This window comes from Cellulomonas sp. URHB0016 (assembly GCF_054057935.1).
Genome location: NZ_JBSRZU010000001.1, coordinates 648723 through 669035, shown reverse-complemented (window position 1 = coordinate 669035; position 20313 = coordinate 648723). Strand labels below are relative to the sequence as shown.

At 72.3% G+C, this 20313-nt stretch carries 21 protein-coding genes and 1 pseudogene; 12 read left to right on the top strand and 10 right to left on the bottom strand.

Going from position 1 to position 20313, the window contains the following annotated elements; genetic code table 11:
• Positions 1-25: 25 nt before the first annotated feature.
• Complete coding sequence (gene sucB / locus ACVW07_RS03150; protein ID WP_456817826.1) at positions 26-1867, bottom strand: 2-oxoglutarate dehydrogenase, E2 component, dihydrolipoamide succinyltransferase; 1842 nt, start codon at positions 1865-1867, stop codon at positions 26-28.
• A gap of 27 nt (positions 1868-1894) precedes the next feature.
• Positions 1895-3278, bottom strand: a pseudogene (gene lpdA / locus ACVW07_RS03145) (dihydrolipoyl dehydrogenase).
• 207 nt (positions 3279-3485) lie between these two features.
• On the opposite strand from lpdA, the gene ACVW07_RS03140 reads away from it, so the two are divergent.
• Positions 3486-3827 (top strand): oxidoreductase, encoded by a 342-nt coding sequence (locus tag ACVW07_RS03140; protein WP_456817825.1) that lies wholly within the window; start codon positions 3486-3488, stop codon positions 3825-3827.
• A 107-nt stretch (positions 3828-3934) separates the two neighbouring features.
• On the opposite strand, the gene ACVW07_RS03135 is transcribed toward ACVW07_RS03140, so the two are convergent.
• Complete coding sequence (locus ACVW07_RS03135; RefSeq protein WP_456817824.1) at positions 3935-5416, bottom strand: leucyl aminopeptidase; 1482 nt, start codon at positions 5414-5416, stop codon at positions 3935-3937.
• Positions 5417-5504: 88 nt separating this feature from the next.
• On the opposite strand from ACVW07_RS03135, the gene ACVW07_RS03130 reads away from it, so the two are divergent.
• Genes ACVW07_RS03130 through ACVW07_RS03115 form a run of 4 tightly spaced genes read left to right on the top strand, consistent with a single transcriptional unit; the run spans position 5505 to position 7605 of the window.
• Positions 5505-5867 carry a hypothetical protein gene (locus tag ACVW07_RS03130; RefSeq protein WP_456817823.1) on the top strand — a complete coding sequence of 121 codons (363 nt, stop codon included), beginning with the start codon at positions 5505-5507 and terminating at the stop codon, positions 5865-5867.
• Positions 5864-6325, top strand: a complete 462-nt coding sequence (locus ACVW07_RS03125; RefSeq protein WP_456817822.1) for a hypothetical protein — start codon at positions 5864-5866, stop codon at positions 6323-6325. The genes ACVW07_RS03130 and ACVW07_RS03125 overlap by 4 nt, the downstream gene beginning before the upstream one ends.
• Positions 6326-6334: 9 nt before the next feature.
• The gene (locus tag ACVW07_RS03120) at positions 6335-7399 is read left to right on the top strand and encodes a quinone-dependent dihydroorotate dehydrogenase (protein ID WP_456817821.1); all 1065 of its coding nucleotides are present in this window, start codon (positions 6335-6337) and stop codon (positions 7397-7399) included.
• Complete coding sequence (locus ACVW07_RS03115; protein WP_456817820.1) at positions 7399-7605, top strand: hypothetical protein; 207 nt, start codon at positions 7399-7401, stop codon at positions 7603-7605. The genes ACVW07_RS03120 and ACVW07_RS03115 overlap by 1 nt, the downstream gene beginning before the upstream one ends.
• A gap of 64 nt (positions 7606-7669) precedes the next feature.
• On the opposite strand, the gene yczR is transcribed toward ACVW07_RS03115, so the two are convergent.
• The gene (yczR, locus tag ACVW07_RS03110) at positions 7670-9127 is read right to left on the bottom strand and encodes a MocR-like transcription factor YczR (protein ID WP_456817819.1); all 1458 of its coding nucleotides are present in this window, start codon (positions 9125-9127) and stop codon (positions 7670-7672) included.
• A gap of 61 nt (positions 9128-9188) precedes the next feature.
• On the opposite strand from yczR, the gene ACVW07_RS03105 reads away from it, so the two are divergent.
• Together ACVW07_RS03105 and yczE are read left to right on the top strand one after the other, a co-directional pair.
• A complete protein-coding gene (locus tag ACVW07_RS03105; protein ID WP_456817818.1) occupies positions 9189-9374 on the top strand; it encodes a hypothetical protein in 186 nt (61 codons plus the stop codon).
• A gap of 59 nt (positions 9375-9433) precedes the next feature.
• Complete coding sequence (yczE, locus tag ACVW07_RS03100; RefSeq protein ID WP_456821019.1) at positions 9434-10063, top strand: membrane protein YczE; 630 nt, start codon at positions 9434-9436, stop codon at positions 10061-10063.
• A 50-nt stretch (positions 10064-10113) separates the two neighbouring features.
• Here yczE and ACVW07_RS03095 read toward each other — a convergent pair whose 3' ends face one another.
• The 4 genes from ACVW07_RS03095 to nadA form a co-directional block, all read right to left on the bottom strand.
• Positions 10114-11127, bottom strand: coding sequence for an aldo/keto reductase family protein (locus ACVW07_RS03095; protein WP_456817817.1), 1014 nt, complete (start codon positions 11125-11127; stop codon positions 10114-10116).
• Positions 11128-11147: 20 nt separating this feature from the next.
• Positions 11148-11738 carry a DUF3043 domain-containing protein gene (locus ACVW07_RS03090; RefSeq protein WP_456817816.1) on the bottom strand — a complete coding sequence of 197 codons (591 nt, stop codon included), beginning with the start codon at positions 11736-11738 and terminating at the stop codon, positions 11148-11150.
• A 128-nt stretch (positions 11739-11866) separates the two neighbouring features.
• Positions 11867-12466: a DJ-1/PfpI family protein gene (locus ACVW07_RS03085; protein ID WP_456817815.1), complete on the bottom strand. Its 600-nt coding sequence runs from the start codon at positions 12464-12466 to the stop codon at positions 11867-11869.
• On the bottom strand, positions 12467-13666 hold the full coding sequence (gene nadA, locus ACVW07_RS03080) for a quinolinate synthase NadA (RefSeq protein ID WP_456821018.1): 1200 nt from the start codon (positions 13664-13666) through the stop codon (positions 12467-12469). It abuts the gene before it with no gap.
• An 88-nt stretch (positions 13667-13754) separates the two neighbouring features.
• On the opposite strand from nadA, the gene ACVW07_RS03075 reads away from it, so the two are divergent.
• Together ACVW07_RS03075 and erpA are read left to right on the top strand one after the other, a co-directional pair.
• Positions 13755-14936, top strand: a complete 1182-nt coding sequence (locus tag ACVW07_RS03075) for a glycerate kinase family protein (RefSeq protein ID WP_456817814.1) — start codon at positions 13755-13757, stop codon at positions 14934-14936.
• Positions 14937-15092: 156 nt separating this feature from the next.
• The gene (gene erpA / locus ACVW07_RS03070; RefSeq protein WP_456817813.1) at positions 15093-15443 is read left to right on the top strand and encodes an iron-sulfur cluster insertion protein ErpA; all 351 of its coding nucleotides are present in this window, start codon (positions 15093-15095) and stop codon (positions 15441-15443) included.
• A 54-nt stretch (positions 15444-15497) separates the two neighbouring features.
• On the opposite strand, the gene ACVW07_RS03065 is transcribed toward erpA, so the two are convergent.
• A complete protein-coding gene (locus tag ACVW07_RS03065; RefSeq protein ID WP_456817812.1) occupies positions 15498-15758 on the bottom strand; it encodes a sulfurtransferase TusA family protein in 261 nt (86 codons plus the stop codon).
• A complete protein-coding gene (locus tag ACVW07_RS03060) occupies positions 15755-16942 on the bottom strand; it encodes a cysteine desulfurase family protein (RefSeq protein WP_456817811.1) in 1188 nt (395 codons plus the stop codon). The genes ACVW07_RS03065 and ACVW07_RS03060 overlap by 4 nt, the downstream gene beginning before the upstream one ends.
• A 234-nt stretch (positions 16943-17176) precedes the next feature.
• On the opposite strand from ACVW07_RS03060, the gene ctaC reads away from it, so the two are divergent.
• Genes ctaC through ACVW07_RS03045 form a run of 3 tightly spaced genes read left to right on the top strand, consistent with a single transcriptional unit; the run spans position 17177 to position 20270 of the window.
• Positions 17177-18061, top strand: coding sequence for an aa3-type cytochrome oxidase subunit II (ctaC, locus tag ACVW07_RS03055; RefSeq protein WP_456817810.1), 885 nt, complete (start codon positions 17177-17179; stop codon positions 18059-18061).
• Entirely contained in the window at positions 18061-19875 is a 1815-nt protein-coding gene (ctaD, locus tag ACVW07_RS03050; protein ID WP_456817809.1) for an aa3-type cytochrome oxidase subunit I, read from the top strand. The genes ctaC and ctaD overlap by 1 nt, the downstream gene beginning before the upstream one ends.
• Positions 19872-20270, top strand: a complete 399-nt coding sequence (locus ACVW07_RS03045) for a cytochrome c oxidase subunit 4 (protein WP_456817808.1) — start codon at positions 19872-19874, stop codon at positions 20268-20270. Before ctaD ends, ACVW07_RS03045 begins: the two co-directional genes overlap by 4 nt.
• Positions 20271-20313 lie beyond the last annotated feature (43 nt).

Sequence of the window (20313 nt, the reverse complement as noted above, 5' to 3'; positions counted from 1 at the left end):
ATCAGCCGGGATCAGGACCGGAGAGTCAGAGCCCGACCTCGGACTCGAACGCGCCCTCCTCGATCCGGGCCTTGACCGCTGACAGGTACCGGGACGCGTCCGCGCCGTCGACCAGGCGGTGGTCGTACGAGAGCGACAGGTAGCACATCGAGCGGATCGCGATGACCTCGGCCCCGTCCGCGTCCAGGATGACGACCGGGCGCTTGACGATCGCGCCGGTGCCGAGGATGGCGGACGTACCGCCGGGGACGATCGGCGTGTCGATGATGGCACCACCGGAGCCGGTGTTCGTCACGGTGAACGTCGCACCGCTGAGCTCGTCCGGCCCGACCTTGTTGCCACGCGTGCGACCCGCCAGGTCGACGATCTTGCGGGACAGCCCCGCGAGGTTGAGGTCGCCGGCCTCGCGGATGACCGGCACGACCAGGCCGCGCTCGGTGTCGACGGCGATGCCGACGTTCTCCTGGGCGTGGTACGTGATCGTGTTGCCCTCGAGCACCCCGTTGACCTTGGGGTAGGCCTTGAGCGCCTCGACCGCGGCGAGCACGAAGAACGGCAGGAACGTGAGGTTGACGCCCTCGCGAGCCTTGAACTCCTCCTTGGCCCGTGCTCGCAGGCGGGCCACCTTGGTGACGTCGACCTCGACCACCGTCGTGAGCTGGGCCTGGCTGTGCAGGGCCTCGACCATGCGCTCGGCGATGATCTGGCGCAGCCGGCTGGCCTTCTCGGTGGTGCCGCGAAGCGGGGAGACGGACGGGACCGACGCCGCCTTGGCAGCAGGGGCCGCGGCCGTGGGCGCGGCTGCCGGAGCGGCAGCGGCAGCCTTCGCGGCCTCTGCCTTCGCGGCGGCCTCGAGGACGTCCTCCTTGCGGATGCGACCACCGACGCCGGTCCCGGTGAGCGTGGCGACGTCGACACCCTTGTCCGCGGCGAGCTTGCGCACCAGCGGCGTCAGGTAGCTGCCTGAGGCCGACGGGGCAGGTGCAGCAGCCGCGACGGGAGCTGCCGAGGTCGGGGCCGGGACCGGTGCCGGCACCGGCGCAGAGGCGACCGGAGCCGGCGTGGCGGCCTCCTGCTCGGCGGCGGGCTCGGGTGCCGACTGCGGCTCGGGCGCCTGCTCCTGCTGTGCGGGAGCCTCCTGCGCGGGCTCCGCGGGCTCCGCGGGCTGCGCGGCAGGTGCGGCCGCCGCACCGGAGCCGATGATCGCCAGGACGGCGCCGACCTCGACCGTCTCGTCCTCCTGGACGAGGATCTGCTGGACCGTGCCGGCGACGGGCGACGGGATCTCCGTGTCGACCTTGTCGGTCGAGATCTCGAGCAGTGGCTCGTCCACCTCGACGCTGTCACCCACGGCCTTGAGCCAGCGCGTGACGGTCCCCTCGGTGACGGACTCGCCGAGTGCGGGCAAGGTGACCCGTTCGCCCTCGCCGCCCTGCTCGCCGGCCGCCGCGGGGGCGGCGCTCTCCTGCTCCGCCGCGGGCTGCGCGCCGCTCGGCTGCTCGGCGGGTGCCTCGTGCTCCTCGACCGACTGCGTCGAGGCGGCCGCGGCCGCTGGCTCCTCGGCAGGTGCCTGCTCCTCGGCCGCCGCGGGTGCGGGCTCGTCCTGCGCCGGGGCGTCGCCGCCACCCTCGCCGGTGCCGATGACGGCGAGCGACGCGCCGACCTCGACGGTCTCGTCCTCCTGGACCAGGATCTGCTCGAGCACGCCGGCGAACGGCGACGGGATCTCGGTGTCGACCTTGTCGGTCGAGATCTCGAGCAGGGGCTCGTCGACCTCGACGCGGTCGCCCACGTTCTTCAGCCAGCGGGTGACGGTGCCCTCGGTGACGGACTCACCGAGAGCGGGCAGCTGCACGTTGTCGGACATGACCGCGTGTCTCCTTCGATCGTGTGGTCAGTTGTGGGCGTGCAGCGGCTTGCCGGCGAGGGCCAGGTGGGCCTCGCCGAGCGCCTCGTTCTGCGTCGGGTGGGCGTGGACCAGGGCGGCCACGTCCTCGGGGTAGGCCTCCCAGTTCACGATGAGCTGGCCCTCGCCGATGAGCTCGCCGACGCGGTCGCCGATCATGTGGACGCCGACGACCGGGCCGTCCTTCTGGCGCACGAGCTTGATGAAGCCCTGGGTGTCGAGGATCTTGCTCTTGCCGTTGCCGGCGAGGTTGTACTCGAGGATCTCGACGGCGTCCTCGCCGTGCACCTCCCTGGCAGCGGCCTCGGTGAGCCCGACCGACGCGACCTCGGGGTGCGAGTAGGTGACACGCGGGATGCCCGACTCGACGATGACCGGCGGGTTGAGCCCGGCGATCTGCTCGGCGACGAAGATGCCCTGGGCGAAGCCGCGGTGCGCGAGCTGCAGTCCCGGGACGATGTCGCCCACGGCGTAGATGTTGCCCACGCCGGTGTGCAGGCGCTCGTCGGTGATGACGAAGCCGCGATCCAGCGTGACGCCCTGCTCCTCGTAGCCGAGGCCGCCGGTGCGCGGGCCGCGGCCGACGGCGACGAGCAGCACGTCGGCGTCGAACGTCTTGCCGTCCTCCAGCGAGACGTGGACGCCGTTGTCGTCCTGTGTGACGCCCTGGAACCGCACGCCGAGGTTGAACGCGATGCCGCGCTTGCGGAACTGCCGCTCGAACGCCTTGGACAGGGCGACGTCCTCGTTGGGCACCAGGTGCGGGAGCGCCTCGATGATCGTGACGTCCGCGCCGAACGACTTCCACACGCTCGCGAACTCCGAGCCGATGACGCCGCCGCCGAGGATGATCACCGACTTCGGCACCCAGTCGAGCTGGAGGGCCTGGTCGGACGTGATGACTCGTCCGCCGATCTCGAGACCGGGCAGCGACCGCGCGTACGAGCCCGTGGCGAGGACGATGTGCTGGCCGGTGTAGCGGGTGCCGTCGACCTCGACGGTGTCCTGGGCGACGAGCCGGCCGTAGCCCTCGATCACGGTGATCTTGCGGGACTTGATGAGCCCCTGCAGGCCCTTGTAGAGGCCGCCGATCACGTTGTCCTTGTACTGGTTCACGCCGCCCATGGTCGATGCGGTCGAGCGTGGTGTGCACACCGAAGTGCGCTCCCTCACGCGCGTTGTCCGCCAGCTCGGCGGCGTGCAGCAGCGCCTTGGTGGGGATGCACCCGTTGTGCAGACAGGTGCCGCCGACCTTGTCGGCCTCGACGAGTGCCACGGTCTTGCCGAGCTGTGCGGCACGGAGCGCGGCAGCGTAGCCACCACTTCCTGCGCCCAGGACGACGATGTCGAAAGCGGTGCCGGTGTCGGCCACGTGCAACTCCTCATACGCAGGCGTGTGGTCTCGAGCTCGCGGACCATCTTGTCATCCCGACCGGACGGGAACGACCGCGGCGACCTGCAGATCCGTGTGACTCTCGGAACAGTCGTCCCATGACTGACCGCTCGGGGTGACCGATCGGTGCAGGATGCAGCCCGACGACCCCGGCCGCCACAGGTCCGGCGGCTACCCTCGACCGGCATGGGCCTGTTCTCCCGACGACGCCGTCCGACCTCTGCCGCGGTGCCGGACGACCGCGCCGCCAAGGACGCGACGGTCGCGCACCTCACGGACTTCGTCCGGACCCGCGTGGGCGTCGAGGCCTACGTCGAGCCCGCCACGACGGCCGCCCCGATGACGGTGATGCTGGTGGCGACGGACGGGGAGTGGACGCGTCGGCGCGTGCCGGACGAGCGCGCCGCGGCTCAGCTCGCCCGTGACCTGGACATCCCGGTCTACGACGTCCAGCGGGTCGGCTACCCCCAGCGGATGCGCGACTACAACTCGCGCCAGAACATCCTGCGCAAGCGCGGCGTCGTCTGAGCCAGAGCATCCAGCGCGAGCGCGGCGTCGTCTGACCCGTTGTCGGTCCGGCTCCGCGTGCCGGCCCTGTCCGGCTCCGTCTGCGGGTCGGACGACGACGGCTCGCGTCAGGCGGCGGCGCGTGCCTCGATCAGTCGCAACAGCGTCCGCACCCCGACGCCGGTGCCGCCGACGGGGGTGTACCCGTGCGCGGCCTTCTCGTTGTACGCGGGGCCCGCGACATCGAGGTGCGCCCAGGGCGTCTCGCCCACGAACTCCTTGAGGAACACGCCGGCCGTGAGCATGCCGCCGAACCGGTCCCCGATGTTCGCGAGGTCGGCGACCTTCGACTTGAGGGACGCGCGCAGCTCGGCGGGGAGCGGCATGGGCCAGAACTGCTCGCCGGCCGCCTCGGCTGCCGCCACGACCTCGCCGCGGACGGCGTCGGTCCCCATCACGGCGGAGACGCGGTGGCCCAGCGCGACGAGCTGGGCACCCGTGAGGGTCGCGATGTCGATGACGACGTCGGGCCCCTCCTCGACGGCCGCGACGAGCCCGTCGGCCATGACGAGCCGGCCCTCGGCATCGGTGTTGAGGACCTCGACCGTCTTCCCACCACGGATCGTCAGGACGTCCGACGGGCGCTGCGCCGTACCCGACGGCATGTTCTCGGCGAGGCAGAGCCAGCCGGTCACCGCGACGGGCAGCCCGAGCCGCGCCGCGGCGACGACCGTGTGCAGCACGGCCGCAGCGCCGGCCATGTCGGACTTCATCGCCTCCATGCCGGCTGCCGGCTTGATCGAGATGCCACCGCTGTCGAACGTGATGCCCTTGCCGACCAGGGCTACCCTGGCCTTCGGCCGGGACGGTGAGTACGCCACCTTGACCAGGCGCGGCCCGCGGACCGATCCCTGGCCCACGCCGACGAGCCCGCCGTACCCGCCGGCCGCGAGAGCCTTCTCGTCGAGGACGGTGAGCTTGACGCTCTTCACGCCTGCGTCCTTCACCGCACCCCTGGCGGCATCGGCGAACGCCGCGGGGAACAGGTCGTTGGGTGCCGCGTTGACCAGGTCGCGGGTCCCGTGGACCGCCGCGGCCAGGATCTCGGCACGCTGGACGGCGTCCTTCGCGGCGCGCGTCCGCCCGAGCGACGTGACGACCTCGAGATCCCGCACCGGCGCCTTCGCGGCGTCGCCGGTGCGGTAGCGGTTGTAGGCGTAGGCCCCGAGCAGTGCTCCCTCGACCACCGCGGTCAGGGCGTCCTGGTCGTCGGCCGGCAGCGCGAGGGCGACGGTGGCCGTCCCGGCGAGCTCACGCGTGGCGGCCCCGGCCGCGCGGCGGAGGGTCTCCGGTGTGATGGCGTATGCGGCGCCGACGCCGGTGAGGACGAGGACGGGCGTGTGCAGCCCGGTGGCGGGAACTCGTCGGACCTCGTCGGCCGCTCCCGTGACACCGAGAGCGGCACCGTCCCGCTCCAGTGCGGTGCGCAGGTCCTTCGGGAGCCATGCACCACCGAGCACCCGGACACCGCCGTCCTTCTGGGCGACGGCGACGACGACGGCGTCGACGGAGAGGCGGGCAGGGTCCTGTGAGGTCAGCGTCACGGTCACGCCCCGATCGTATGACGGCGCCACCGTCGGACCGCGTGTCGCGGTGCCGGCACGGTGCATCCGCGCGACGCCGGTACGGTGGGGCACCGTGATCGCGCCCCTCGCCCTGGTCGTCGCGCTCCTCTGCGCGCTGCTCGCGGGGTGGGCGGGATGGTTCGTGATCCGTGACCGCGCCGTGGTGCTGCGTCAGCTCTGGGGCGGTGCCGTCGTGGAGACGGTGCTCGTCGTCCAGGCCGTGGTCGCGGCCGTGCTCGCTGCCACCGACCCGCCCGACGGCCTGAGCGGGGGGCTGTTCTGGGGCTACGTCGTCACGCAGGCGGTCGTGCTGCCGGTCGCGGCCGCGTGGGCGTTCGCCGAGCGGACCAGGTGGAGCTCGGTCGTCCTGCTGGTCGCCGCCCTGACCGTGGCCTTCCTCGAGTACCGACTGCTGCAGATCTGGGGGACCGTGTGACCGACCAGCGCCTGACGGGCGAGCCGGCCGACCGGCCGACCACTCGCGCCACGGGGACGGGGCCCGGCCGGGTGCTCGTCGCCGTCTACGGCATCCTCGCGCTCGCCGCGACCGCGCGGGGCGCGTACCAGGTGTCGACCAAGCTCGACGAGGCTCCCGTCGCGTACCTGCTGTCCCTCGCCGCGGGAGTCGTGTACCTCGTCGCGACGTTCGCTCTGGCGACGGACCGTCGCCGGCTCGCGTGGGCCACGGTCGGGGTCGAGGCGGTGGGCGTGCTGGTGGTCGGCACCCTCTCGCTCGTCGACGCGGCCGAGCTCCCCGACGAGACGGTGTGGTCGGGGTTCGGCCAGGGCTACGGGTACGTGCCGCTGGTGCTGCCGTTCCTGGGTCTGTGGTGGCTGTGGGTCTCGGGGCGTGCGGCTCGGACCGCGAGACACTCGAGCCCCACCAGCACCTAGGGTGAAGGCGTGTACCACCTGCTGTTCGACCTGGTGTTCCGGCGCATGGACCCCGAGCGGGCCCATGAGCTCGCCTTCGGCCTGATCCGCGGTGTCGCCCGGGTCCCGCTGCTGCGCGACGTCGTCCGGCGGGCGTTCGCCCCGCCCACCGGCGGAGCCGTCGAGGTGTGGGGCCGCCGGTTCCCGGCCGCGTTCGGTGTGGCCGCCGGCTTCGACAAGAACGCCACGGGCGTCGCGGGTCTCGCGATGCTGGGCTTCGGGTTCGTCGAGATCGGGACCGTCACCGCCCAGGGGCAGCCTGGCAACGAGCCTCCGCGGTTGTGGAGGGTGCTCGAGCAGCGGGCCCTCCGCAACCGGATGGGCTTCAACAACGAGGGGTCGGCCTCGGTCGCGGAGCGGCTCCGGCGGCTGCGCGCGACCCCGGCCGGCCGGCGGCTCGTCGTCGGCGTGAACATCGGCAAGACGAAGCTCACGCCGGCGGACCAGGCACCCGTCGACTACGCGACGAGCGCGGCGCGGCTCGCACCGTACGCCGACTACCTCGTGGTGAACGTCTCCTCGCCGAACACGCCGGGTCTGCGCGACCTGCAGTCGGTCGCCGCGCTCCGTCCGATCCTGGAGGCGACGCGTGTCGCGGCCGACGAGGCGACGACCGCCGCCGCCCGGCCTCCCGTGCCGCTCCTGGTCAAGATCGCCCCCGACCTCTCGGACGAGGACGTCGACGCTGTCGCAGAGCTCGCCGGCGAGCTGGGTCTCGACGGCGTCGTCGCGGTGAACACGACCATCGCGCACGATCTCGGGCCGGGCGGCCTGTCCGGGCCGCCGGTGCTCGCCCGCGGACTGGACGTCGTGGCGCGGCTGCGTAGCCGCCTCGGCGCGGACGCGGTGATCATCGGTGTCGGTGGAGTGTCCACACCTGCCGACGCCCGCGAGTACCTGGCTGTCGGGGCGACACTCGTGCAGGGCTACACCGGATTCGTCTACCGCGGTCCCGCCTGGGCCTCGCGCATCACCCGCGCGCTCGCCTCCGACGCTGCCCGACGCGCGTCCGACCGCAGCTCGGCGGCAGTGTGATGGTGGTGCGGCCGCAGTGGGAGTGGCGGTTCGACGACGCCACGGGCGGCGCGCTGGAACGACCGGTGAGCCCCGTGTTCACCACCCAGTTCGACGCCGAGCAGTGGCTGGGGGAGCACTGGCGCTCGCTCGCGGAGCAGGGCGTGCACGCCGTCGCGCTCGTGCACGACGGGGAGCAGGCCACAGCGGCGCTCGTGCTGCGCTGAGCGGTGCTGGACCGGGCCGGACCGGTGGCCGTCGGCGGCGTGCGGCAGGCCGTGCGGACGCTGCTCAGACGACTGCGCGGACCGTCCGGTCACGCGCCGCAGTCACGGAGCCGAGGCTGGCCCAGGCGTCGGCGAGCCCGCCGACCGCCCGGACGAGGGCCTCGGGTGTCTCGCTGAACGGCAGCCGCAGGTGCCGTTCGAAGTTCCCGTCGACCCCGAACGCCGGCCCGGGGACGACCCGCACACCGTGGCGCGGGGACACCGCCGCGAGCGCGCTCGACACCGGTGCGCCGAGGTCCGCCCACAGGGAGAGGCCCCCCGCAGGAACGGGGACGTGCCACGAGGGCAGCCGCTGGCGCAGCAGGTCGACGAGCAGGTCGCGACGTTCGCGGAGCACCTCGCGGCGGCGGGGGAGCAGGTCGCCGGCCCGCGCGAGAAGCTCCGTCGCCACCAGCTGCTCCAGGAGCGCGGTCCCGATGTCGACGTTGCCACGGACGGCGGCGAGCCGGGCGACCAGGTCGGGGTGCGCGCGGATCCATCCCACGCGCAGTCCGCCCCAGAACGCCTTCGACGCCGACCCGATCGACAGGACGAGACCCGAGGCGGTGCCGTCGCCCGAGAACGACTCGGGGGGGACCCCGTCGATGGTGAGCTCGGTGAGGACCTCGTCGCCGACGGCGACCGTGCGATGACGCCGGGCGATCGCCCGCACCCGCTCGCGGTCGTCGGCGTCGAGGCTCGTGCCCGTGGGATTCCGGTGGTCGGGGATGAGGTAGACGAGCCGCGGTGCGACCTGTCGGACGGTGGACGCGAGGAGATCCACGTCTAGCCCGTCGTCGCCGCTCGGGACGGGGACAGGACGGGCCCCGGCGCGGCGGGCGACGTCGATGGCGTGCGGGTAGGTGGGATGCTCGACGACCACGCGGTCACCGGGGGAGGCGTGGGCCGCGACGAGCAGGTGGATGGCCTGCTGGGCTCCGGTGGTGACGAGGACCTGGTCCGGTGTCGTGGGGGTGCCCCGGCCGGTGTACCAGTCGGCGATCGCGGCGCGGAGGACGGGAAGACCCAGCGGCGTGTAGCCGGTGCCGCTGAGATAGCGGGGGAGCGCGTCGAGCGCCGCGAGGTAGGCCCCGTGCAGCGCCGACGGTGCGGACGGGGCGGCGACCGACAGGTCGACGACGTCGTCGTCCACATCGGTCCAGGTCCGCGCCTCGGCTCCAGGTCCCGGCCCGGCGGGGAGGGTGGTCACCGTGCCGGAGCCCCGGCGGCTCACGAGGTAGCCCTCGTCGCGCAGCAGGTCGTAGGTGGCGGTGGTGGTGGTCCGTGACACCCCCAGCGACTCGGCGAGCTCCCGCTCGCTGGGCAGCCGGGTGCTGAGCGGCACGGTGCCCGAGAGGACCGCAGCACGGAGCGCGTCGGCGAGGGCCGTGTAGGCCGGCCCGGATCGCTGCCACGCCCCGAGGACGGCCGTCAGGCGAGACCCGGACATCCGGCGGTCGGTGGGCAGGTCGATGGTGCTCATGTGGCCACTATGCCAGAAATGGCTATGCAACAGGGGGCCATGCTCGCCCACACTCATGGCCATGGATACTACGGCGACGGCGATCACCGTCCTGGTCGGCACGGTGGCACTGCTCGGGTTGGTCGCGGCGTTGATCAGGGTGGTCGTTCGCGACGGGCTCGGGCATCGCCCGCCACCGGCGCACCGTCACGACTGGGCCGAGGGGACGTCGGTGGAGATCGACCGCAGCGCTCGGGTGGACGCGTGACGGCCGCGGCCCGCCGGGGCATCCAGCTGGTCGGCGGCCTGGTGGTGTACGCGGCGTCGATGGCGCTGCTCGTCCACGCAGGGCTCGGGAACATGCCGTGGGACGTGCTGACGGAGGGCGTCTCGGAGCGCACGGGGCTGTCGTTCGGGACGGTCACGCTCGCCACGAGCGCCGTGGTGCTGGCCTGCTGGGTCCCGCTCCGTCAGCGGCCCGGTGTCGGCACGCTCGCCAACGTCCTCGTGATCGGCCTGCTCGTCGACCCGTTCCTCGCGGGCCTCGACCGGCTGCCGGACCCGTTGCCGCTGGCCGTACGGATCGGTCTGGTGGTCGCCGGCGTCGTGCTCAACGCGCTGGCGACCGGCCTGTACGTGGGCGCGGGTCTCGGGCCCGGCCCGAGGGACGGCCTCATGACGGGTCTGGTGGCGCGGACCGGCCGCTCGGTGCGCCTGGTGCGGACCGGGATCGAGCTGGTCGTCGTGCTGGCCGGATGGGCGCTCGGCGGCACCGTGGGGATCGCCACCGCCGCCTACGCCGTCGTGGTCGGGCCCCTGGTCCACGTGTTCCTCACGCGCCTGACTCTCCCGCTGCCGCAGCCTGTGGAGCTCCACGCCGCAGCGCCCGCCGAACCGACCACCGAGGCCGTCGCCCCCCGGGTCGCCGGACCGGCCACCGAACCGGTGGCCTGCTGAACCGGACGACGAGGGGACCCCGGTGGCGCCGAGGTCCCCTCGTCCGTTGCTCAGCGGGTGCGCGCGGGCGAGTTCCTGGCCGTCTCGGCCGGGTCCGTGACGACCGAGTCGCCGAGAACCTCCTCGATGGTCGTCAACAGCTCCGCCGGGATCGTGACCCCTGAGGCCTTGACGTTCTCGGCGACCTGCTCGGGCCGCGAGGCGCCGATGATCGCCGAGGCGACGTTGTCGTTCTGCAGCACCCAGGCGATCGCGAGCTGCGCCATGGTCAGCCCCAGCTCGTCGGCGACCGGCTTGAGGCGCTGGACGCGCGCGAGCGTCTCCTGCTGCTCCAGGAAGCGCCCGATCATCCGGGCGCCGCCCTTCTCGTCCGTGCCCCGCGACCCCGCAGGCGCCGGCTGCCCGGGCAGATACTTGCCGGTGAGGACACCCTGCGCGACGGGGGACCAGACGATCTGCGACAGCCCCAGCTCCCGCGAGGTCGGGACGACCTCCGCCTCGATGACCCGCCACAGGGCCGAGTACTGCGGCTGGTTCGAGACGAACGGGATCCGTAGCTCCTGGGCGAGCTTGTGGCCCTCGCGGATCTGCTCGGCCGTCCACTCCGAGACCCCGATGTAGTGCGCCTTGCCGGCGTGCACGATGTCGGCGAACGCCTGCATCGTCTCCTCGATCGGTGTCGCCTCGTCCCACCGGTGCGCCTGGTAGAGGTCGACGTAGTCGGTCTGCAGCCGCTGCAGGGAGCCGTCGATGGACTCCATGATGTGCTTGCGGGACAGGCCCATGTCGTTCGCCCCGCCGGGACCGGTCGGCCAGAAGACCTTCGTGAAGATCTCGAGCGACTGCCGGCGCTCGCCCTGCAGCGCCTCGCCGAGGACCGTCTCCGCCTGGGTGTTGGCGTAGACGTCGGCGGTGTCGAAGCTCGTGATGCCGGCGTCGAGCGCGGCACGGACGCACGCCTTCGCGGTGTCGTTCTCGACCTGCGACCCGTGGGTCAGCCAGTTGCCATAGGTGATTTCGGTGATCTTGAGGCCGGACCGGCCCAGGTGTCGGTAAGCAACCATGGGCTCAACCCTATGTCGGCTCAGGAAGGGCGCTGCCCGTGCTTCACCTGAGGCTTGGGCATGCGGGAAGGGCGGATCTGGAAGGTGCGGACCACGGCGTACGAGACCGTGCCCTTGGGAGGCGCCTCCGGGCCGAACTTCGCGACGAGCGCCTTCTTGAGCCCGCGCCACATGAGCCAGCTGTCGACGATCGCGGCGAGCACGAAGACGTAGAGCACGAGGATCGCCAGCGCGGCGAGCACCGGCGCGGCCTTGCTCAGGGTGAGCTGGACGACGAGCAGCACGGCGGCCGCCGGCAGGATCAGCTCACCGAGGTTCCACCGGGCGTCCACCCAGTCGCGGACGAAACGGCGCAGCGGCCCACGGTCCTTCGCGGGCATGAACCGCTCGTCGCCGGTCTGCATCGCCCGGTACTCGCGGTCCCGCTGCTCCTTGGCCTGCTGGCGGCCTGTCTTGCCCGCCGTCTTGCGGTCGGTCGGCACGAGGGGACGCTTGTTCGCGGCCTCCGCCTCCTTGCGCTTGGGCGTCGGCCGCCCCTTGCCGTCGGGGGCCGGGGTCGCCTGGGCCGTCACCGGCGTCGCGCTCTGCGGGTCGTTGCTGCGTCCGAACACCCTGTCAGGGTAGTCGAGCAGCGTGGCGGCCCGTGACCTCCCCGACTTCCTCGCGCACGTCCCGACGGGCGGCGCCGGCGACGACGAGCCTGCGCCGAGGCCCGAGGCCCGAGGCCCGAGGCCCGAGGTCAGATGGGCGGTGCGGGGTCGTACTGGATGGCGCGGCGCACGTGCCGGGCCGTCTCCGCGGACTCGAGCCGCGCGACCAGGTGGAGCGCCATGTCGATGCCCGCCGACACCCCCGCGGACGTCACGATGTCCCCGTCGTCGACGAAACGGGCCTCGGTGTCCGCGAGGACGCTCGGGTCGAGCACGGCGAGCTCGTCGAAGGCCGCCCAGTGCGTCGTCGCAGGCCGGCCGGCGAGGAGGCCGGCGGCCGCGTACACGAGCGCGCCCGTGCACACCGAGGCCAGCAACGGGGTCGAGGCGCGCATGCCCCGGACCCACTCGAGGTGCTCGGGGTCCGCCGCGAGGACACGCGTGCCCTGCCCGCCCGGGTAGACGAGGACGTGCAGGAGGCCGACGTCGTCGGCGCTGCGGTCCGGGACGAGGCAGAGTCCCTTGGCGCACCGGACCCCGGCGCCGTCCGCCGAGAACGTCAGGACCTCAGGGCGCAGCGACGAGTGGTGGGTCCAGGAGCTGAGGACCTCGTACGGGCCGACGACGTCGAGCTCCTCGGCGCCGTCGAAGACGAACACGCCGATCCGCAGATGGCTGCCGGTGTTCACTCAGTACCCCGGGAGCGCCAGCATCTGGTCGAGCGCGACGCGTGCCCAGTGGGCGTCGTCGGCGTCGACGACGATGCGGTTGACGGTCCGGCCGGCCACCAGCGACTCCATCGCCCAGACGAGGTGCGGCAGGTCGATCCGGTTCATCGTGGAGCAGAAGCACACCGTCGAGTCCAGGTAGTGGATCTGCTTGTCGGGGTGCGCCGTCGCGAGCCGCCGCACCAGGTTGAGCTCGGTACCGATCGCCCACGACGATCCCGGCTCCGCCGCGTCCAGCGCGTTGATGATGTACTCCGTCGACCCGACCATGTCCGCGGCCTCGACGACCTCGTGCTGGCACTCCGGGTGGACGAGCACCGTGACGCCGGGCACTGCCGCGCGGATGTCCGCGACGTTGCGCGTCGAGAACCGGCCGTGCACCGAACAGTGCCCGCGCCAGAGGATCATCCGGGCGTCGCGGAGCTGCTGCACGGTCAGGCCGCCGCCGGGCTTGCGCGGGTCGAACACGACGCACGACTCGAGCGGCAGGCCGAGCAGCCGCACGGCAGTGTTCCGACCCAGGTGCTGGTCCGGCATGAACAGCACCTTCCCGGTGCCGTCGAGCCCGCCGACCTGGTCGAACGCCCAGCGCAGGGCCACGTGCGCGTTCGACGACGTGCACACCGTCCCGCTGTGCCGGCCGGTGAAGGCCTTGATCGCCGCTGTCGAGTTCATGTAGGTCACGGGCACCGTCTGCTCCGCGACCCCGGCCTCCACGAGCACGTCCCAGGCGTCCTCCACCTGGTCGATCGCCGCCATGTCCGCCATCGAGCAGCCCGCGGCGAGGTCCGGGAGCACCACCTGCTGGTCGTCCGACGTGAGGATGTCGGCAGACTCGGCCATGAAGTGCACGCCGCAGAAGATGACGAACTCGGCCTCCGGCCGGGCGGCCGCCTCGCGCGCGAGCTTGAACGAGTCGCCCGTGACGTCGGCGAACTGGATGACCTCGTCGCGCTGGTAGTGGTGGCCGAGCACGAACGCCCGGTCACCCAGGGCCGTCCGGGCGACACGCGCCCGCTCCACGAGGTCCGGGTCGCTCGCCGCCGGGAGGTCGCCGACGCACTCGACGCCTCGTTCCGACGCCAGGTCGACGCCGCGGCCGAGGAGCAGCAGCGCGGACGGCGCCGGCTCGGTGAACGGGCTGGTCCCGGGAGTCGTCAGGCTCACGGGCACGATCCTCGCACACGGGTCGGCGTGGGACCCGGACCGCCCGAGCGCTCGTGCGGCGATCGGTGGACGCCGTGCCACGATGCACGGCGTGCACGTGCTCATCGCCCCGGACAGCTTCGGCTCGAGCCTCACCGCCGCCCAGGTGGCGGACACCGTCGCGGCGGCGTGGCGGCAGGTCGCGCCGCACGACGACGTCCGGACGTGCCCGCTCGCCGACGGGGGCCCCGGCTTCGTCGACACCCTGCACGCGACGCTGGGGGGGCAGCTCGTGCAGGTGGCGGTGACCGGACCGCTCGGCGAACCCGCCCCGGCGGTGCTGCTCGTGGTCGACGACCCGGCCGGCCGGACGGTGTACGTGGAGTCGTCGCACGCCGTGGGCCTGCCGCTCGTGCCGGTCGACCGCCGGGACCCCACGCGGACCTCGTCGCGCGGCGTCGGTGACCTCCTGCGCGCGGCGCGGGACGCCGGCGCGCGCCGCATCGTCGTCGGGCTCGGCGGGTCCGCCACGAACGACGGGGGTGCCGGCCTGCTCGCCGGGCTCGGCCTCCCGGTCCGGCTCGGTGAGGGCGGGGGAGCGCTCGCGGGGATCACGGCGGACGACCTGGCGGACCTGCGCTCGGTGCGTGCCGAGTGGTCGAGGACGGAGATCGTCGTGGCCACGGACGTCGACGTCCCGCTCCTGGGCCTGCACGGTGCTTCTGCCGGCTTCGCGCCGCAGAAGGGCGCGACCCCGGAGCAGGCACAGGAGCTGGAGCGGGCACTGGGTGATCTCGCGCACGCCGCCGTGGCCGCGCTCGCGGACGTGCTGCGCCCGGACCTGCTCTCCGGCGCGAGGCCGGCGTCTGTGGCGGCGCGACTGGTGGCGGCCCCCGGAGCGGGCGCCGCCGGTGGCCTCGGCTTCGGGCTGTCGCTCCTCGGTGCGCGCCTGCTGCCCGGCGCCTCCCTCGTGGCGGACCGGTGCGGGCTCGACGCCCGCATCGCCGGCGCGGACGTCGTCGTCACCGGTGAGGGGCGCTTCGACTGGCAGTCGCTGCACGGGAAGGTCGCGGCGGAGGTGGCCGCGCGGGCGCTCGCGCACGGCGTGCCGACCGTGGTGCTGGCGGGCGAGGTGCTCGTCGGCAGGCGCGAGCTGTCCGCCGCCGGCGTGACGGCCGCGTACGCGGTCGCCGAGCACCCGGCGCAGGTCGAGGCCGCGCTCGCGGACCCGGCGGGATCGCTCCACGACCGGGCGCTGCGCGTCGCCCGCACGTGGTCCCGCTGAGCCGCGTGCGAGCATCCGACGCCCGTCGTCGTACCCTGGCGGGGAACATCTGCACGGCCGCCGCTGTTGGGCAGGTTTGACGTGAGGACGGGCGCTCCAGTGCTCTCCTCGATGACATCGCGTCGGGCAGCCCTCGTGAGACAACCAGGAGTGACGATGAGCGAGACCACCGAGACCACGACGCACGGCGTCCTGCTCACGGACGTGGCCGCGTCCAAGGTGCGCAGCCTCCTCGAGCAGGAGGGCCGCGACGACCTGCGTCTGCGCGTCGCCGTCCAGCCCGGCGGCTGCTCCGGCCTCATCTACCAGCTGTACTTCGACGAGCGCGTGCTCGACGGCGACGCCCTCAAGGACTACGACGGTGTCGAGGTCGTCGTCGACCGGATGAGCGTCCCGTACCTCGAGGGGGCGACGATCGACTTCGCTGACACGATCGAGAAGCAGGGCTTCACGATCGACAACCCGAACGCCGGCAGCGCCTGCGCGTGCGGCGGTTCGTTCAGCTGATCCGAACCCCGAGGGGCCCGGCACCGACCTTCGTCGGTACCGGGCCCTTCGTCGTCACCCGGTGCGGACCGTGATCGTGTGGACACCGTCGGCAGTCGTCGACGACACGAGGTCGTGACCCCGCATCCGCGCCCAGGCCGGGACGTCGTGCACCGCCGCAGGATCGGTGGCCAGGACGGTGAGGTCCGTCCCGGCCGGCACGTCGCGCGCCGCCCGCGCGAGCCGGATCACCGGCGCCGGGCAGCGCAGACCGCGGGCATCGACCACGACGGGCGTCGGCTCGCCGGGATCCAGGCTCCGCCCGGGTCCGCTCACAGGCCCGCCACGCCGAACGTCTGCCGGACGCGGGCGACCACCCCCGGCAGCGCGGCGAGGAACCGGTCGACGTCCTCCGCCGAGGTGCCGCGAGGCAGGGCGAGCCGGACGTTCCCGTGGGTCAGCGCTCCCATCGCCGCCAGCACGTGGCTCGGCTCGAGCGCGCCGGAGGTGCACGCGGAGCCCGACCCGACTGCGAAGCCCAGCGCGTCGAGGCCGCCGACGAGCGCCTCGCCCTCGACGTAGAGGCACGAGAACGTCACGACGTGGGGGAGCCTGTCGTGGGGGTCGCCCACCACGTCGACGTCCGGCACGTCGGCCGCCACCCGGTCGCGGACGCGGTCGACGAGCTCACGCCGGCCGGTGTCGTCCGAGGCCGAGCTCGAGGCGGCGACCTGCAGCGCGACGGCCGCCGACAGCGCGGCGGGCACGCTGACGCCGCCCGGGAACCAGCGGTCCTCGTCGTCGGGGCGTTCGGGGGAGCGACGCACGCCCGGCCTGGTGACGAGGACGCCGATGCCGGCCGGCCCTCCCCAGTCGCCGGCGTCGCCGGCGAGCAGGTCCCACTCCGGCCCGACCCTGACATGACCGAGGCTGGCTCCGGCGTCGACGAGCAGCGGCACGCCGGCTCGTCGCGCGGCCTCGTGCGCGGCTGCGACCGGCTGGAGCGTGCCGACCTCGCCGTTCGCGTGCTGCAGGGCGGCGAGTGCGACCCCCGGCCGGGCGACGGCGGCCGCGAACGCGTCGACGTCCACGCGAGCGAACGCGTCGACGGGGACCATCACCCTGGCTCCGGCGGCAACCCGGTCCGCGGCGGCGAGCACGGCCGCGCGCTCGACGGCACTCACCACGACGTGCGACCCGACCCGCCGGCGCCCGGCGGCGACAGCGAGCACCGCGGAGTGCAGGGCCGTGGTGTGCGACGACGCGAGGTCCACGTCGTCGGTGCGTGCACCGACGACCGAGGCGATGGCCTCGCGGGCGCCGTCGAGCAGCATCCGTGCCCGCCGGCCTTCGGTGTGCAGGCGGCGCGGGTCGGCCCAGCCCTGGTCGAGCGCCTCGACGAAGGCCGACCGTGCCTGCGGCAGCAGCGGCGCCCGTCCTCCTGCGTCCAGGAACGTGCGCGGGGGCGTGGCGTCCGTCACACCGGCGCCTGAGGTGCCGTCGTCGGGCTGAGAGCTCACCCGGGCACGGTAGTCCGCCGAGGCTCGTCGTCGAGCGTCCACCGCGGACACCACACCCGGACGCACGGATGTGGTGGCGCTGTGACGGTGCTGACACCGCGTCGCCAACTGGCGCCGTCGGGACGAAAGGCCGTGGTCGGCACGCTAGGCTGCACAGGTCGAGGACGAAGGTCCCGGGCGGTGTCCCCAGTACCAGGTGGGCAGGCTGACGGGACAGCGAGCGAGAGGTCCCCCGTGCACCCGGACACCCCCCGCCGGACGCGTCGTCCGGCCCTGAAGTGGGCCGGACTCGCAGCCGTCGTCACGGTCGCCCTCAGCGGATGCTCCGCCGAGGTCGAGCGCGGCTGGCTGCCCGGCAGCTCCGAACATGAGATCACCGACCAGACCGCCCGGATCGTCAGCCTGTGGCGCGGGTCGTGGATCGCCGCCCTGATCGTCGGCATCATCACCTGGGGTCTGATGCTCTGGTGCGTCGCGGTCTACCGGAAGCGGAAGAACGACAGCACGCTGCCCGTCCAGCTCAGGTACCACGTGCCGCTCGAGGTCATGTACGTGATCCTCCCGATCATCATGGTCGGCGTGCTGTTCTACTACACGAACAGGGACACCACGGCGATCCAGGACACGTCCGCCACGGCGGAGAACCACGTCCAGGTGATCGGCAAGCAGTGGAGCTGGGACTTCAACTACCTCGACGACGACGCGTACGAGACCGGCCAGCACGCACAGGACGTCGGCTCGGCAGGCACCGGCGTGCTGCGGGACCAGGTGACGCTCTGGCTGCCGGTCGACGAGCGGGTCGAGTTCACGCTGAACTCGCGCGACGTCATCCACTCGTTCTGGGTGCCGGCGTTCCTCTACAAGATGGACATCATCCCCGGCAAGACGAACACGTTCCAGGTCACTCCCACCGAGGTCGGCCTGTACGAGGGGAAGTGCGCGGAGCTCTGCGGCGAGTACCACTCGTCGATGTTGTTCAACGTCAACGTCGTGACCCGGGACGAGTACGACAAGCACATCCAGGAGCTCAAGGACAAGGGCCAGGAGGGGGCGCTCGGTCTCGAGTTCAGCCGCCAACAGGAGCTCGACGAGAGCGTCCCGCAGGAAGGTGACAACTGATGGCCGCCGTCGCGGAGCAGATCCCCGGCCTGGCGCCGTCGCGCCAGACGCTGGGTCGCACGGTGATCAAGTGGATCACCTCGACCGACCACAAGACGATCGGGTACCTGTACCTGATCACGTCGTTCGTCTGGTTCGCGATCGGCGGCATCCTCGCGCTGCTGATCCGCGCCGAGCTGTTCGCCCCCGGGATGGACGTCTTCCAGTCCCGTGAGCAGTACAACCAGGCGTTCACGATGCACGGCACGATCATGTTGCTGCTGTTCGCAACGCCGCTGTTCGCGGGCTTCGCGAACGTGATCATGCCGCTCCAGATCGGTGCGCCGGACGTCGCGTTCCCGCGGCTCAACATGGTCGCGTACTGGTTCTTCTTCTTCGGTGGCACGATCGCCGCCGCCGGTTTCTTCACGCCGCAGGGTGCCGCGTCGTTCGGCTGGTTCGCCTACGCGCCGCTCTCCGACACCGTGTACTCGCCGGGCCTCGGCGGTGACCTGTGGGTCTTCGGGCTCGCGCTCGCCGGGTTCGGGACCATCCTCGGTGCGGTCAACTTCATCACCACGATCGTCACCATGCGCGCCCCCGGCATGACCATGTTCCGGATGCCGATCTTCACCTGGAACACGCTGGTGACGTCGCTCCTGGTCCTGATGGCGTTCCCGCCGCTCGCCGCCGCGCTGTTCGCGCTGGGGGCCGACCGCCGGCTGGGCGCCCAGGTCTTCAACCCGGACAATGGTGGCGCCATCCTGTGGCAGCACCTGTTCTGGTTCTTCGGGCACCCCGAGGTCTACATCATCGCTCTGCCGTTCTTCGGCATCGTGACGGAGATCCTGCCGGTGTTCAGCCGCAAGCCGATCTTCGGCTACAAGGGCCTCGTCTACGCGACGATCGCGATCGCCGCCCTGTCGGTCACCGTGTGGGCGCACCACATGTACGTCACCGGCTCGGTGCTGCTGCCGTTCTTCTCGTTCATGACGATGCTCATCGCCGTCCCGACCGGTGTGAAGTTCTTCAACTGGATCGGCACGATGTGGCGCGGGAAGCTCACGTTCGACACGCCGATGCTGTGGACGATCGGGTTTCTCGTCACGTTCCTCTTCGGCGGGCTGACCGGCATCATCCTGTCCAGCCCGACGCTGGACTTCCACCTCTCGGACTCCTACTTCGTCGTGGCGCACTTCCACTACGTCGTCTTCGGCACGGTCGTTTTCGCGATGTTCGCCGGGTTCTACTTCTGGTGGCCGAAGATGACGGGCCGGATGCTCGACGAGCGCCTCGGCAAGATCCACTTCTGGCTGCTGTTCATCGGGTTCCACACCACCTTCCTCATCCAGCACTGGCTGGGCGTCGCCGGCATGCCCCGCCGGTACGCGGACTACTCGCCCGACGACGGCTTCACGTGGATGAACCAGGTCTCGACGGTCGGCGCGTTCATCCTGGCGTCCTCCACCCTGCCGTTCCTCTGGAACGTCTACTCGACGTGGCGCAACGCGCCCCTGGTCACCGTGGACGACCCGTGGGGCTATGGCGCCTCGCTCGAGTGGGCCACCAGCTGCCCGCCGCCGCGGCACAACTTCACGTCGCTCCCGCGCATCCGCTCCGAGCGGCCCGCGTTCGACCTGCACCACCCCGAGGTCGCGGCGATGGACTACGTCGAGCCGCACGCGGGCATCCTCGACTGGGAAGCCGACCGGCGAGGCGAGACCGACGTGGCGGCCGAGAGAGTGGCGAACGGCACCGCCGAGCCCGAGCAGTCCTCCACGACGATCGTCGAGGACCGTCCCGCCGACCTGCCCGACGAGGAGAACGACCGGTGAGGCTCGAGACCAAGCTCTTCCTGTACGGGGTGCTCTTCTTCGTCCCCGTGGGGCTGATCTACGCCTGGTGGAGCGGCGGTGAGCCGGTCGGGATGATCGGCATCCCGCTCGTCGGCGGGCTCGTCGGGATGATCGGCGCCTACTTCGCGCTGCTGTCCCGCCGCATCGACCCCCGTCCCGAGGACGACGAGCTCGGTGAGATCGAGCAGGGCGCCGGCGACCAGGGTGTGTACAGCCCCTGGAGCTGGTGGCCCCTGGTGATCGGCACCGCCGCCGCCATCGTCTTCGCCGGCATGGCCGTGGGGTTCTGGCTGTCGTACATCGGTCTCGCTCTCGGGATCATCGGCCTGGTCGGCTGGGTGTTCGAGTTCTCCCGGGGCCAGCACGCCCACTGACGCACCTCGTCCATGAAGGGCGTCGGACGCTGCACGCGTCCGG